The 14,286-nt window shown below is 66.5% G+C and carries 12 protein-coding genes; 7 read left to right on the top strand and 5 right to left on the bottom strand.

Going from position 1 to position 14,286, the window contains the following annotated elements; genetic code table 11:
• The 3 genes from TVH25_RS09835 to TVH25_RS09825 form a co-directional block, all read left to right on the top strand.
• The coding region (locus tag TVH25_RS09835; protein ID WP_422423980.1) for a hypothetical protein at positions 1-709 on the top strand (709 nt) is incomplete at its 5' end.
• Positions 710-815: 106 nt separating this feature from the next.
• The gene (locus tag TVH25_RS09830) at positions 816-1,694 is read left to right on the top strand and encodes an RDD family protein (RefSeq protein WP_169622553.1); all 879 of its coding nucleotides are present in this window, start codon (positions 816-818) and stop codon (positions 1,692-1,694) included.
• A gap of 105 nt (positions 1,695-1,799) precedes the next feature.
• Positions 1,800-2,555, top strand: a complete 756-nt coding sequence (locus tag TVH25_RS09825; protein WP_422423978.1) for a queuosine precursor transporter — start codon at positions 1,800-1,802, stop codon at positions 2,553-2,555.
• On the opposite strand, the gene tgt is transcribed toward TVH25_RS09825, so the two are convergent.
• Both tgt and TVH25_RS09815 read right to left on the bottom strand, forming a co-directional pair.
• Positions 2,522-3,820, bottom strand: a complete 1,299-nt coding sequence (gene tgt, locus TVH25_RS09820; RefSeq protein WP_422423977.1) for a tRNA guanosine(34) transglycosylase Tgt — start codon at positions 3,818-3,820, stop codon at positions 2,522-2,524. The two genes, TVH25_RS09825 and tgt, sit on opposite strands and share 34 nt — an antisense overlap.
• A 69-nt stretch (positions 3,821-3,889) precedes the next feature.
• Positions 3,890-6,589: a cation-translocating P-type ATPase gene (locus TVH25_RS09815; protein ID WP_422423976.1), complete on the bottom strand. Its 2,700-nt coding sequence runs from the start codon at positions 6,587-6,589 to the stop codon at positions 3,890-3,892.
• 131 nt (positions 6,590-6,720) lie between these two features.
• Between TVH25_RS09815 and TVH25_RS09810 the strand changes: the two genes are divergently transcribed.
• From TVH25_RS09810 to TVH25_RS09800, 3 genes are read left to right on the top strand one after another with little or no spacing between them, the layout of a single operon-like run.
• The gene (locus TVH25_RS09810; protein ID WP_296550178.1) at positions 6,721-7,140 is read left to right on the top strand and encodes a pyridoxamine 5'-phosphate oxidase family protein; all 420 of its coding nucleotides are present in this window, start codon (positions 6,721-6,723) and stop codon (positions 7,138-7,140) included.
• A 40-nt stretch (positions 7,141-7,180) separates the two neighbouring features.
• Entirely contained in the window at positions 7,181-8,098 is a 918-nt protein-coding gene (locus tag TVH25_RS09805) for a cation diffusion facilitator family transporter (RefSeq protein WP_422423975.1), read from the top strand.
• Positions 8,099-8,118: 20 nt separating this feature from the next.
• Complete coding sequence (locus tag TVH25_RS09800; RefSeq protein WP_296550182.1) at positions 8,119-9,003, top strand: aldo/keto reductase; 885 nt, start codon at positions 8,119-8,121, stop codon at positions 9,001-9,003.
• 16 nt (positions 9,004-9,019) lie between these two features.
• Here TVH25_RS09800 and TVH25_RS09795 read toward each other — a convergent pair whose 3' ends face one another.
• Positions 9,020-9,625 (bottom strand): LysE/ArgO family amino acid transporter, encoded by a 606-nt coding sequence (locus TVH25_RS09795; RefSeq protein WP_169622548.1) that lies wholly within the window; start codon positions 9,623-9,625, stop codon positions 9,020-9,022.
• A gap of 72 nt (positions 9,626-9,697) precedes the next feature.
• On the opposite strand from TVH25_RS09795, the gene TVH25_RS09790 reads away from it, so the two are divergent.
• A complete protein-coding gene (locus tag TVH25_RS09790; protein WP_169622547.1) occupies positions 9,698-10,579 on the top strand; it encodes a LysR family transcriptional regulator ArgP in 882 nt (293 codons plus the stop codon).
• An 18-nt stretch (positions 10,580-10,597) separates the two neighbouring features.
• On the opposite strand, the gene TVH25_RS09785 is transcribed toward TVH25_RS09790, so the two are convergent.
• On the bottom strand, positions 10,598-12,484 hold the full coding sequence (locus TVH25_RS09785) for an ABC transporter ATP-binding protein (RefSeq protein ID WP_422423973.1): 1,887 nt from the start codon (positions 12,482-12,484) through the stop codon (positions 10,598-10,600).
• Positions 12,481-14,208: an ABC transporter ATP-binding protein gene (locus TVH25_RS09780; RefSeq protein WP_422423972.1), complete on the bottom strand. Its 1,728-nt coding sequence runs from the start codon at positions 14,206-14,208 to the stop codon at positions 12,481-12,483. The genes TVH25_RS09785 and TVH25_RS09780 overlap by 4 nt, the downstream gene beginning before the upstream one ends.
• Positions 14,209-14,286: the final 78 nt, after the last annotated feature.

Here is a 14,286-nt window from a genome sequence, read left to right as displayed (position 1 = left end):
GAATTACCCGCCCCCTCCCGGCGGGTTCGGTTCGGAAGGCGTCGGAGCGCCTGGCCCCACCCGGCTGAGCGTGGGCGACGCGATCTCCTTCGGCTGGCGCAAATTCAGCGCGAATCCAGGTGTCTGGATCGTGCTGGTCGTCATCGCCTTCGTCATCCAGGCCCTGATCAACGGAATCTTCAACGGTTTCGACTACACGCAGGACTCCGACAACATCTCGTTCACCACCGCCTTCTCCGCCACGAACCTGATCGGCACGTTGGTCACCGCAGTGGTCGGCTATCTCATCGAGGCCGCATTCGTGCGCGGAGCACTCAGCGAGGTCGACGGCCGGAAGCCCGCGTTCGGGACGTTCCTGCAGGTCGGCCCGATCGGCGCGGTCATTCTGACCGGCTTGCTCGTCGGGATCGGCACCTCGGTGGGTCTCGTACTGTGCATCCTGCCCGGACTGGTCTTCGCGTTCCTGACGTGGTGGGCGATGCCCTTCGTCGTCGACCGGAACCAAGACGCGATCACGGCCATCAAATCCAGTTTCACTGCGATCAAATCCAATGCGGGCACGCTGATCCTGCTGGCGCTGGCGCTGATCGGTATCAACATCCTCGGTGCGTTGCTCTGTGGTCTCGGACTTCTCGTCAGCATTCCGGTCTCGATCATCGCGTCGACGTATGCCTACCGGATCACCACGGGAGGTCCGGTCGTCGCCTGAACGCGCTCGTCTTCTGCCCGTCCGTTACACATCGCTACATCGCTGTCGATGCGCCACGGTTACGTTGTACCGTGGCGCGTTGCCATGCCGAACGACAAGGAGTCATATGACCACCGGTGGATACCCACCCCCTTCGCAGGACCCGCGCAAGCACAGCGGCTACCCGGGTGCTCCCTCGCACGGTGACCAGCCGTACGGCAGCCAGCCCGCCGATTACACCCAGCAGTTCCAGAACCCCATCCAGTCCGGGTACAACCCGAACGACCCGTCGCAGGGCGGGCAGTACGGGGCTCCCCAGTACGGCGCGCCTCAGTACGGGCAGCAGCCCGGCGCTCAGCAGCACGGCGCCGGTGCCACTCAGTACGGAGCCCCGCAGCAGGGTGGCGCTCAGTACGGGGCTCCCCAGTACGGAGCACCCCAGTACGGAGGACCCCAGCAGGGCGTCCCCCAGTACGGGGCTCCCCAGAACGAGCCGTACGGCGCCACGCAGTACGGCGCGCCCGGTTTCCCGCCCGCGCCCGGAGCCGGATTCGGCCCCACGCGGCCGGGGGAACTGCTGCCCCGTCTCGGTGCCCGCATCATCGACGCGCTGATCGTCGGCATCCCTATGGCGATTCTCACGAGCATCGTCGTGTTCGGGAGCGACAGCGGGTTCATGGCGTTCGTGATGTCGGTGCTCTCGGGTGTCGCAGCGTTCGCGTACTGGACCTACTTCGAGTCGACCAAGGGCGCCACGATCGGCAAGAAACTGCTCGGTCTGTCGGTCGTCGGACCCGGCGGCGGACTCCCGACCCGCGAGGAGGCCGCGAAGCGCAACGCCTTTGTCGCACTGCAGATCCTCAGCGGTATCCCGTTCCTCGGCTGGCTCGTCAGCCTGGCGTCCTTCGTCGCCTGGATCGGTATCGCCGTGACCATCGAGCAGGACAGTGGCAAGCAGGGCTTCCACGACAAGTTCGCCGGTGGCACGCGGGTCGTCAAGTCCTGACGCCGCACTCTGCGAAGCGGGGGGCCCCCCCCCCCCGCCGCGGCCCCCCCCCCGCTGCCGTTGAACAACTTCGCGATCATCGTCGCGTGATGCTTGGATGGCCGGGTGACACAGCACGAGACGAGTTCCCCGTCATCCACCACGCATCACGCGGCATTCGCCAGCGTGGGGCGCAGTTCCTACCCGGGGATCGTCGTCCTGTTCACCGCGGTGCTGATGATCTCCAACATCTGCGCGACGAAGGGCATCGCGTTCTTCGGTGACGCCGAGGTCTCGCTCGGTCCATTGCAGGTCCTGCCGATCATCACCGACGGCGGGTTCTTCCTGTTCCCGCTCGCCTACATCCTCGGCGACGTGCTCAGTGAGGTGTACGGGTTCGCGGCGACCCGCCGGGCCGTGCTGTACGGGTTCGGTGCCGTGGCGCTGTCCGCACTCTGCTTCTGGGTCGCCCAGTCGCTTCCCGCGGCGGAGTTCTACGCCAACCAGGAGTCGTTCGAGGCCGTTCTCGGGGTGGTGCCGAGGATGCTGCTCGCGGGCCTGGCGGGCTACGTCGTCGGCCAGTTGCTCAACTCGTACATCCTGGTGCGGATCAAGGAGCGCACGCAGGAGAAGCATCTGTGGGCGCGCCTGATCGGGTCGACGGTGGTCGGCGAGTTCGCCGACACCCTCGTGTTCTGCTCCATCGCGGCCGGCGCGATCGGCATCACCACGTGGAGCGACTTCGTCAACTTCGTGATCATCGGCTTCCTCTGGAAGACCTTGATCGAGATCGTGCTCCTGCCGGTCACCTACCGCGTGATCGCGTACGTCAAGAAGCGCGAGCCGACCTACGCGCCGGCGCCGGCGTCGGACTCCGCCTGACGCTTCTTCGCGTAGAACCGGCCGAGGGTCTCGGCCTTGTGCTCCTCGAAGTAGCCGCCTTCGATGCTCGACCGGATCTCGTCGACGAGGCGCACCGTGAACCGTTCGTTGTGGATGGTGCACAACGTGGACGCGAGCATCTCCTTCGCCTTGAACAGGTGATGGATGTACGCCCGGGTGTAGTGGGTGCACGTGTAGCAATCGCAGTTCTCGTCGATCGGGGTGAAGTCGCGGCGGAACCGGCTGGTGTTGATGTTGAACCGGCCGTCCGGGTGGTAGATCGCCGCGTTGCGCGCCACCCGCGACGGATTGACGCAGTCGAAGGTGTCGGCACCGTGCTCGATCGCGACGAAGACGTCGTCGGGCTCGCTGATACCGAGCATGTGCCGCGGCTTGGCGTCGGGAAGTTCCTCGCAGCACCAGCGCACGATCGTGCCGAGGTTGTGCTTCTCGAGCGCTCCGCCGATTCCGTATCCGTCGAAGCCCCGGCCCGACTCCCCCACGATCGATTCGAGGCCACGGCACGCCTGCCGGCGAAGGTCCTCGTACTGCGCTCCCTGCACGACACCGAAAAGCGCCTGGTAGGGACGGTGCGAGCGCTCAGCGGTGAGCTTCTCGTGCTCGGCGACGCAGCGCACCGCCCACGCCTGGGTACGTTCGATCGAGCGTTCCTGATAGCCGCGCGTGTTCATCAATGTCGTCAACTCGTCGAACGCGAACATGATGTCGGCGCCGAGTTGGTGCTGGATCTGCATCGACACCTCGGGAGTGAACCGGTGCCGCGATCCGTCCAGGTGGGATTTGAAGGTGACGCCGTCGTCGTCGACCCGGGCCAGCCGTTCCTTGCCGTGCGCGATGACATCGTCGTTCTGGACGCCGACCGCCTCCATGGCGATGACCTTCTTGAATCCCACGCCGAGCGACATGACCTGGAAGCCGCCGCTGTCGGTGAACGTCGGGCCGTCCCAGTTCATGAACTTGCCGAGCCCACCGGCCTCGTCGACGATGTCCGATCCCGGCTGCAGGTAGAGGTGGTAGGCATTCGCCAGCAGCGCCTGCGCACCCAGGTCCTTCATCGCCTCGGGCAGAACCGCCTTGACCGTCGCCTTGGTCCCCACGCCGATGAACGCGGGCGTACGGATGTCGCCGTGCGGGGTGTGGATGGTGCCGGTGCGGCCCAGTCCGTTGTCGAGTCGGGCCCCGACGGTGAAGAACGGGTCGGGCGGAACCGGTAGCGCGGAATCGGTACTGCGAAGGACACTCACCCGACGATTGTGGCAGGTCACCGCTACCTCCCCGACGACCGCCCGGAACTCGGCCCGCCGAGGCGGCGTTCAGTCCCGGCGCCGGGCACGCGCGATCGCCTTCCCGATTTCGTCCACCCACAACACCACCGAACCGACCGCGATCGCCAGCATCCACTGGGGTGCGGTCAGGGCGGTGGTATCGAACAGACCCTGCAGGAAGCTCGTCTGCACCACGCAGACCTGCAGCACGATCACGACGACGATCGCGATCCAGATGGTGTGGTTGGTCAGCGTCTGCAGCGAGAACACCGATCCGACGTTCGAGCGCACGTTGAAGAGGTTGAAGACCTGGAAGAACACGAACGTGGTGAACGCGAGCGTCGTGGCGAACAGCGGATCGCCCGCACTGTCGGGGAACAGGTCCGGTCCGAAGCGCAGCACTGCGAGGGTGCCGACGGCCATCACGATGCCCAGGCCCAGGATCCGCTGAATCCGCGACCGGGTGAGCAACGCTTCCTTGGCCGGCCGCGGGGGCCGCTTCATCGCGTCCGGTTCCGTCCGGCCCACCCCGCGGGCGCGGGCGGGCGGGCCGTCCATGATGATGTTGACCCACAGGATCTGCAGCGCGGTGAACGGGGCACCGCCTGCGAGCCCGAGCGCACCGGCCGCGAGGAAGATCAAGACGAATCCCCACGCGGTGGTCAACTGGAACTTCACGAATTTGACGATGTTGTCGTAGATGCCGCGTCCTTCGGCGACGGCAGCGACGATCGTGGCGAAGTTGTCGTCGGTGAGGATCATGTTCGCGGCGCCCTTGGACACGTCGGTGCCGGTGATGCCCATCGCGACGCCGATATCGGCCTGTTCGAGCGCAGGCGCGTCGTTCACGCCGTCGCCCGTCATCGCGACGATCTGCCCATCTGCCTGCAGCGCCTTGACGTACCGGATCTTGTGTTCGGGTGCCACCCGCGCGAGCACGCCGAACCCTTCGGCCCGGGCGCGCAACTCCTCGTCGTCGAGCCCATCGAGGTCTGCGCCCGACGCGGCGTTCCCGTCGATTCCGAGTTGTGCCGCGATCGCGGATGCCGTGACCAGATGGTCGCCGGTGATCATGTGCACCGCGATACCTGCCTCGTGTGCCACCTCGATCGCCGCTTTCGCCTCCGTCCGCGGCGGATCCACGATGCCCACCACCGCATAGATCGTGAGGTCGGATACGAGTGCCTGGAGCGCATCCGAATCGCCACGCGGCACCGCGTCGAGGTCGCGTCCGGCGATCACCAGCGTTCGGAGCCCTTCGCCGGCGAGTCCGTCGACGGCGTCACGGATCTTCCGGCGCGCCGCGTCGTCGAGCGGTATCGTCCCGTCCCCGCCCTGCGCGGTGGATGCGCGCTCGAGCAGCGCACCCGGCGCCCCCTTGGCGAAGCAACGGAACCCGCCGTCGGGCACGGTGTGAAAGGTCGCCATGTACTTGTAGGCCGAGTCGAACGGAACCTCGGCTATCCGGGTGAGTGCGGCGCGAGCACCGTCGACGTCGATGCCGCCTTTCTCGGCGAGCACGACGAGCGCGCCCTCGGTCGGATCTCCGACGAGGACACCGTCGTTGACCGTGGCGTCGTTGCACAGACCCATACCGAGCAACGCGTCGGTGAGGTCGGGGGCCGGCTGACCGTCGCCGACGAGGATCTTCCCGTCCGTCCCGTAGCCGGAACCGGTGACACGGAACGTGCGCCCGCGTATCAGGAGACGTTGCACCGTCATCTCGTTGAGGGTGAGCGTTCCGGTTTTGTCGGTGGCGATGTGCGACGTGCTGCCCAGCGTCTCGACTGCAGCGAGTTGCTTGACGATCGCCCCGCGAGCCGCGAGGCGGGAGGCTCCCATGGCGAGGGTGAACGCGACCACCGCCGTGAGCCCCTCGGGGATGGTCGCGACGGCCAGCGACACCGCGGTGACGAGCAGGTCCGACCACGTCTGCCCCCGCAGCAGACCGAGAACGAAGACGAGCGCGACGGTGACGATCGCGACGATGGTCAGCGTCTGGGCGAGCTGGCCGATCCGGCGCTGCAGCGGAGTCTGTTCCACGCCTGCGCTACCGAGAAGGGTGGCGATGGCGCCCATTTCGGTGGCCATGCCCGTCGCGGTCACGACCATTTCCGCGCGGCCGCGCGTGACCTCGGTGTTCATGAACAACATGTCGGTGCGGTCGCCGAGCGGGGCGTCCGCGGCATCCACCGGGTCGATCGACTTGTCCACGGGGTGCGATTCGCCGGTGAGCGCGGCCTCGGCCACCTGCAGCCGCACGGCGTGGACGAGGCGGCCGTCGGCGGGCACCGAGTCGCCGGATTCGAGCAGGACGATGTCGCCGGGGACGAGTTGTTCCCGGGGCAGCGACTGTTCGCGGCCGTCGCGACGCACCCGCGTTGTGGACACGGACATCTTCTTCAGGGCCTGCAGGCTGTTCTCCGCCCGCGATTCCTGCACGAAGTTCAGCACCGTGTTGAGCGCGATCACCGCGAAGATGACGACCGGGGTTTCCCATTCCCGGGACACCACTGCGCTCACCACCGCGGCGACGACCAGCACCAGGGTCATCTTGTCGGCGAGCAGCGAGAGCACTTTGCGCCAGGCGGGAGTGCCCGCCGTCTCGGCGATGAGGTTGGGCCCGTGCTCCGCCAGTCGTTGCTCCACGTCCGCGGTGGAGAGCCCTCGTTGCGTGTCGACGCCCAGCGCGCCGGCCACCTCGGGAGCCGTAGCGGTGTGCCAGGGCTGCGCGGTTGCCACCTGCATGACGGCTCCTCGGTGTCGGAAATCGGTCGGTTCTCACCGTACTGTGAGCAGACAGTCACGGGGTTCGAGTGCACCCGTCCGGCGTTCGTGGTGAGCTAGGGGAAAGACTCATCGAGTTCGAGGAGTGTGCCGTGAGCGACAGCCCGAATACCGGCGAACCCACCACCGTTCTGAGCGACGAGGAAAGCTGGGAATTGCTCGCGACCGAGAACGTCGGCCGTCTCGTCGTCGTGGTGGACGGCTATCCGGAGATCTATCCGGTCAACTACGCGGTGCGCGACCGGAAGGTGTACTTCCGAAGCGCCGAAGGCAGCAAACTCGCGGAATTGACCGTGTATCCCAAGGTGGCGTTCCAGGTCGACCACATCGAGGCAAGCGAAGCATGGAGCGTCGTGATTCACGGGCGCGCCCATATCCTTCTGCATTTCAGCGACGTGCAGGCCGTCGACGCGCTGGGCCTGACCCCTTGGGTTCCGGATTCGAAATTCAACTACGTCGAGCTGGTCGCCGCGGAAACCACAGGTCGAAGGTTCGCCCTGGTCGAGCACTGATCACTGGTCGAACACGGACGTTCGGTCGAACACCGCCCTCATGACCCACGCGGACGAGAACCGCCTGCTGATGCGGTTCATGCTGCTGTCGGTCGCCGCCGCGTTGGTCACCATCGCGATGAAAGTGATCGCGGCCTGGCTCACCGGATCGGTGGGCCTGCTGTCCGACGCACTCGAGTCCGGGGTCAACCTCGTCGCGGCGGTGGTCGGCCTGATCGCACTGCGGGTCGCTGCCAAGCCTGCCGACTACAACCACCAGTTCGGCCACGGCAAAGCCGAGTACCTGTCGGCGGCCGTCGAAGGAACCATGATCTTCGTCGCGGCCACCGCGATCCTGTGGTCCTCGGTGGACCGCCTGGTGCATCCGCAACCGGTGGAGCAGCCCGGTATCGGTCTCGCGTTGTCCACCGCCGCGTCCGTGGTCAACCTTGCCGTGGGTCTCGCTCTCATCCGGGCAGGCCGGCGGCACCGCTCGATCACGCTCGTCGCCGACGGGAATCACCTGCTGACCGATGTGTGGACCTCGGTAGGTGTGCTCGCCGGTGTCGGACTCGTCGTACTCACCGGATGGCACGTGCTCGATCCCGTCGTGGCAATCCTCGTGGCAGTCAACATCCTGCGCATCGGGTACGGGCTGGTGAAGCAGTCCGTCATCGGCATGCTCGACGTCGTGCTCCCCCCGGAGGATGTCGCCGCGGTCGATGCGGTCCTCGAACGGTACCGGCAAGGCGGTTCCGTCGTGGTCCTTCCGCCGCGCACCCGGCAGTCCGGACGGCAACGCTTCGTGTACCTGACCGTGCGTGTGCCGGGTGACTGGACGGTCCGGGCGGGCCACGATCTGCTCGACCGGCTCGAAGCCGATCTCCGTGATGCTCTGCCCGGAACAACGGTCTTCACGCACCTCGAACCGATCCGGCCGGCTGTGGCGGTTTCGGCAGACGAACCCCGGAGGCGGTGACGGGCGCCTAGCGTGGAGTGATGGGCACACCGCTGATCACCTTGAACAACGGAGTCACCATCCCCGCGCTGGGCTTCGGTGTCTTCCAGACCCCACCCGAGCAGACCGTCGCGGCGGTGACCACCGCATTGGACATCGGCTACCGGCACATCGATACCGCCGCCGCGTATCTGAACGAGCGCGAAGTGGGTCAGGCCGTCGCCCGGTCCTCGGTCGACCGGTCCGATGTCTTCCTCGAGACCAAGGTCTGGATCACCGATTACGGATACGACGCGACCTTGCATTCGTTCGACAAGAGCGCCGCGAAACTGGGTGTCGAGCAGATCGATCTGCTCATCCTGCACCAGGCGCTGCCCGGGGAGTTCGACCTCACCCTCGCCGCCTACAGGGCGCTCGAGACACTGCTCGCGGACGGCAAGGTGCGTGCCATCGGAGTCAGCAACTTCATGCCGGACCATCTCGACCGGCTCATGGAGGCGACCTCGATCGTCCCGGCGATCAACCAGATCGAAGTGCATCCCTACTTCCGCCAGTCCGCCGTGCTCGAAGCCGATGCCGAGAACGGCACAGTCTCGCAGGCGTGGTCACCGATCGGAGGAATCACCTTCTATCGGAACGGATCTCACGGATCCACCCTGGACGACCCCGTCATCGGCGGTATCGCTCGGGCACACGACAAGACCCCGGCTCAGGTGATGTTGCGGTGGCATCTGCAGCAGGGGCGCCAGGTCATCCCGAAATCGGTGACCCCGTCGCGGATCGCCGAGAACTTCCATGTCTTCGACTTCGATCTCACCGCGGATGAACTCGCGGCGATCGACGACCTCGACACCGGAGTGCGGGGCGGACCCGAACCCGAAGCCATCACCCGCGAAAACTTCGGACTCGACATTCCCGAACCCTGAGTCCGGTGGCCGGTCGCTACGTTCCTGCCGTCACGAGCCCTGCGCCGAGTCCGAGCATGAGCACCGCGACGCCACCGTCGAGAAAACGCCACGAGTTCGGTTTCGCGAACCATCGCTGGAGGTGCCGGGCGCCGTAACCGAGCGCGCCGAACCAGACCGCGCTCGCGACGATCGCGCCGACACCGAACCACCACCTGCCCGGGTTGCCGTAGTGGTTCGCCACCGATCCGAGCATGAGGACCGTGTCGAGATAGGTGTGGGGATTGAGCCAGGTCAGGGCGAGACACGTGGCCAGGGCCGCCCCGATGGTGACGGCGCCACCGGGCGCGGCCGCGAGCGCCGCCGGACGCAGGGCACGCCGCGCGGCAAGCAGTCCGTAGACGATCAGGAACGCCGCTCCGGCCCAGCGGATCACGTCCACTGCTCCGGGCGCATGGTCCAGCAGGGTGGAGATACCGGCGATGCCGGCGGTGATGAGTATCGCGTCGGAGATCGCACAGACGGCGATGACGGGCAGCACGTGCCGGCGCGCGATGGCCATTCGCAACACGAAGGCGTTCTGCGCGCCGATCGCAACGATGAGGGACATGCCCATGCCGAATCCGGCGACGACGAGATGCATGCCGTCCACCGTAGGAATCCGAGACTATGAAGAACAGGTGATTTTTCTTCAGTACCATTAGAGTTGCTTCATATGGACGTCGACTTCGCACAACTGCGCACATTTGCCGCCGTACTCGACGAAGGCACGTTCGACGGTGCGGCCGCAGTCCTGCGCATCACGCCGTCGGCAGTGAGCCAGCGGATCAAAGCGCTCGAACACCATGTGGGCCAGGTGTTGTTGCGGCGCACCCGCCCCGTGACGGCCACCACCGCCGGCGAGGCGATCATGCGACTGGCCCGGCAGGTCTCACGCCTCGAGGAAGACACCGAGGATGCACTCGGGCTCGCACCCGGTGACGACAATCACGTCACGATGTCCCTCGTCGTCAACGCCGACTCCATGTCGACGTGGATGTTGCGCGCACTCGCCCGCATGCCGGAACGGCACCGCGCGCTGTTCGAGTTGCACCGCGAGGACGAGTTCCATTCCACCGAACTGCTGCGGGACGGCACCGCGATGGCTGCGGTGACCTCGGTACCCGAACCGGTCCAGGGCTGCACTTCCGAAAAGCTCGGTGCCATGCGGTATTACGCCATGGCGAGCATCGACTTCGCCGAACACTGGTTTCCCGACGGGACCACCCCTGCCGCCCTGCGTGTCGCACCGATGCTCAGCTTCGACCGCAAGGACGACATGCAGGACCGCGCATTGCGCAGGGTGACACGCGCGCGACTCGAACCGCCCCGCAACTATGTCCCCGGCGCCCTCGAGTTCGTCGACGCGGTCCGCCTCGGCCTGGGCTGGGGGATGCTGCCCGAACCCATGCTCACCGACACGACGGGCATGGTCCGCCTCGACCCCGGCCGGCCGTTCGATGTGCCGCTGTACTGGCAGCGATGGAAACTGGAATCGCCGGTTCTCGACTCGCTCACCGAGGCTGTACGACGCACCGCCCGGGAAGTCCTGCGGTAGCGGGATTCGGGCGAGATCTCAGTCGACCAGCACCTTGAACTGGGCGTCGTAGAGGCGCGCGTACGCACCGCCCGCCTCGAGCAAGCCGTGGTGCGTGCCCTGCTCGACGATACGTCCGTCCTCCATCACCACGATCCGGTCGGCATCCCGGATCGTCGAAAGCCGGTGTGCGATGACGAAACTCGTCCGTTCGTCGCGCAACCGGGCGGTCGCCTGCTGGACGAGCAGTTCGGTGCGGGTGTCCACGGAACTGGTCGCCTCGTCGAGAATGAGGATCGACGGCTTCGCGACGAACGCGCGAGCGATCGTGACGAGCTGGCGCTCACCGGCGCTGAGGCTGCCGTTCTCCTCGTCGAGCACCGTGTCGTAGCCGTCGGGCAGCGCGCGCACGAAGCGATCCACGTAACTCATCCGCGCGGCCGACATGATCTGGTTCTCGGTGGCGTGCGGATTGCCGTACGCGATGTTCTCGCGGATCGTGCCGCCGAAGAGCCAGGTGTCCTGGAGGACGATTCCGATACGCGAACGCAATTCCTCCCGCGACATCCGGGTGATGTCCACCCCGTCGACGAGGATGCGGCCCGAGTTCACTTCGTAGAAACGGAGAATGAGATTGATGAGCGTGGTCTTGCCGGCACCCGTGGGGCCGACGATCGCGATCATCTGACCGGGCTCGACGCGCAGCGACAGATCCTCGATGAGCGGTCGATCCGGCACGTACGAGAAGGAGACGTGTTCGAACTCGACGAGACCGTGACGGCTCCACGGCATCGTGGGTGCCGGGGGTTCCGGCTCCTCCTCCGGTTCGTCGAGCACCGCGAATACCCGCTCCGCCGACGCCGACGCCGACTGCAGAAGATTGACCATCGCGCCGATCTGGGCGAGAGGCTGCACCAGTTGTCGTGAGTACTGGATCAACGCCTGGATCTCGCCGAGGGTGGCGGTACCCGAGGCGACACGCAACCCGCCGAGGACGGCGATCACGACATAGCCCACGTTCCCGAGGAACGTCACGAGCGGCATGACCAGGCCCGAGACGAATTGCGCCCGGTACGACGCCTGATAGAGCGATTCGTTGGTCTCGGTGAAACGCTTCTGGACCTCCGCGGTGCGGCCGTACGCCGTGATGAGCTCATGGCCCGTGAACGCTTCCTCGATCTGCCCGTTGAGTGTGCCCGTCGCCTCCCACTGCGACGCGAAATGCTTGCGGGAGCGGCGCGCGACGATCACCGTCGCGAGCACCGACGCCGGGACAGTGAGGATCGCCACGACCGCGAGCACCGGCGAGATGAACAGCATCATCACGACGAGCCCGATGAGCGTGAGCACCGCCAGCACCAGCTGCGAAATGGATTCCTGCATGCCCGCCGACACGTTGTCGATGTCGTTGGTGACGCGACTGAGCATGTCGCCGCGCGAATGGGTGTCGAAGTATCTCAGGGGCAGCCGGTGGATCTTGCGTTCCACCCGCGACCGAATGTCGCGCACGACGCGCTGCACGATCTCGTTGAGACCGTACGCAGCCATCCAGATCAGGCCCGACGACAACAGGTACAGCGCGAGCACGATCACGAGGATCCGGCCGAGATTCCCGAAATCGATCCCGACACCCGGCACGACATTCATGCCGGAAACCATGTCGGCGAACTGGTCTCGTCCCTCCGCCCGCAGCCCCGCGACCGCCTCTTCCTTGGACACGCCGGCGGGGAGTTGCTTTCCGATCACACCGTTGAAGATCACGTCGGTGCCGCGACCGAGAACGAACGGGGCGATCGACACACTCACGACACCGAGCACGGCGGCGAGGAACACGGAGTAGACGGCGTATCGGTGCGGGTGCAGCATCCCGAGGACACGGGCGACGGTGCGAATGCGCGACGGCGCGCTCTCCTCCGGGGTGGTCATACCGACGCCATCCTCTGGGACTCGACGATCTCGGCGTACGTGGGGCAGCGGCCGAGCAGACCGAGGTGCGTACCCACGTCGACCATCGTGCCGTTGTCGAGTACCACGATGCGGTCGGCGTCCTGCACCGTCGACACGCGCTGGGCGACGATCAGCACGCACGCATCGCGGGTTTCCGGCTCGAGGGCCGCTCGCAACCGGCTGTCCGTGGCCGGGTCGAGCGCCGAGAACGCGTCGTCGAACAGGTAGATGGACGGACGGCGAACCAGCGCGCGGGCGATCGCGAGGCGCTGTCGCTGCCCGCCCGACACGGTCGTGCCGCCCTGCGAGATCTCGGTGTTCAGCCCGTCCGACGTAGCCCGGACGAAGTCCGCGGCTTGCGCTATCTCCAGGGCGCGCCACAACTCCTCGTCGGTGGCGTCGGATCGTCCGTAGCGCAGGTTGTCGGCAATGGTGCCCGAGAACAGATACGCCTTCTGCGGCACCACGGCGATCCGGGAGCGCAACACCTCGGTATCGAGCGCGCGGATGTCGGTGCCGGCGACGAGCACCTGACCTTCCGTTGCATCGATCAACCGCGGCAGCAGGCGCATCAGCGTGCTCTTACCGGACCCGGTACCGCCGATGACGGCGGTGGTGGTGCCGGGCTCGGCGCGGAAGGAGATGTCACGGAGCACCGGTGCGTCGGCGCCGGGATAGGAGAATCCTGCCGCGCGGAACTCCACGGAGACGCGGGCAGGGAGTTGCCGGACCGGTTCGGGCGGCGATGCGACCGTGGGCTCGGTGTCGAGCACCTCGAGCAGACGTTCCGCGCACACTGTGGCGCGCGGCGCCATGATGGCGATGAACGAGGCCATGAGCACCGCCATGAGGATCTGTGCGACATAGGTGATCATCGCGGTGATCGAACCGATCTGCATCTCACCGGCGTCGATGCGCCGGCCACCGACCCACAGCACGGCGACGGTGCTGACGTTCGCGATCAGCAGGACCGCCGGATACAGCAGGGAGTTGACTCGTCCGACGCGCAGCGCGGTCGCGGTGAGGTCGTCGTTGGCCCGCTCGAAGCGGGCGCGTTCGGTGTCGTCGCGAACGAAGGCCCGCACCACCCGGATACCGGTGATCTGTTCGCGAAGGACCCTGTTGACCCCGTCGATGCGTTTCTGCATCACCCGGAAACCGGGCAGCATGAGCAGGATCAGCGCCACCATCGTGAAGACGAGCGCCGGTACCGCGACGACGAGCACCAGCGACGTTCCGGGATCTTCGCGCAACGCCATGATGATGCCGCCGACAGCCATGATCGGAGATGTCACGACGATGGTGCAGGTCATGAGGACGAGCATCTGGACTTGCTGCACGTCGTTGGTATTGCGGGTGATCAGCGACGCCGCGCCGAAGGTGCCGAACTCCCGCGCCGAGAACTCGCCGACGCGCCGCACGATCGCCAGCCGGACGTCCCGGCCGAACGACATGGCAGCCCGCGCGGCGAAGTACACCGCGCCGATCGCGGCACTGATCTCGACGGCGCTGATGGCCAGCATCACCAGGCCGGTACGCATGATGAAGTCGACGTCCCCGGCCGCCACGCCCTCGTCGATGATGTCGGCGTTGAGACTCGGCAGGAGCAGCATCCCGCCCGTCGCGACGAGCTGGAGCAGCACCACTGCGGCAAGCGCGCCCTTGTATGGCGCGAGAAACCGCCGCAACAGCCGTATCAGCATGGGCAACACGCTACCTGCGTGGCGCGACGATCCCGGACTGCGGAGCCCGGCCCGGGACCGGTCACCCCGGAACCGGCC

Origin of the sequence: Rhodococcus sp. 7Tela_A2 (genome assembly GCF_049311045.1) — a bacterium.
Lineage (GTDB): Bacteria > Actinomycetota > Actinomycetes > Mycobacteriales > Mycobacteriaceae > Rhodococcus.
This window is presented reverse-complemented; position numbering and strand designations above follow the sequence as displayed.

Excerpts from the sequence above, each read along its gene's own strand:
- TVH25_RS09785 (WP_422423973.1), bottom strand. The coding sequence starts at position 12,484 with ATGACCACCCCGGAGGAGAGCGCGCCGTCGCGCATTCGCACCGTCGCC.
- TVH25_RS09790 (WP_169622547.1), top strand. The coding sequence starts at position 9,698 with ATGGACGTCGACTTCGCACAACTGCGCACATTTGCCGCCGTACTCGAC.
- TVH25_RS09780 (WP_422423972.1), bottom strand. The coding sequence starts at position 14,208 with ATGCTGATACGGCTGTTGCGGCGGTTTCTCGCGCCATACAAGGGCGCG.
- TVH25_RS09815 (WP_422423976.1), bottom strand. The coding sequence starts at position 6,589 with ATGCAGGTGGCAACCGCGCAGCCCTGGCACACCGCTACGGCTCCCGAG.
- TVH25_RS09795 (WP_169622548.1), bottom strand. The coding sequence starts at position 9,625 with ATGCATCTCGTCGTCGCCGGATTCGGCATGGGCATGTCCCTCATCGTT.
- TVH25_RS09830 (WP_169622553.1), top strand. The coding sequence starts at position 816 with ATGACCACCGGTGGATACCCACCCCCTTCGCAGGACCCGCGCAAGCAC.
- TVH25_RS09805 (WP_422423975.1), top strand. The coding sequence starts at position 7,181 with ATGACCCACGCGGACGAGAACCGCCTGCTGATGCGGTTCATGCTGCTG.
- TVH25_RS09800 (WP_296550182.1), top strand. The coding sequence starts at position 8,119 with ATGGGCACACCGCTGATCACCTTGAACAACGGAGTCACCATCCCCGCG.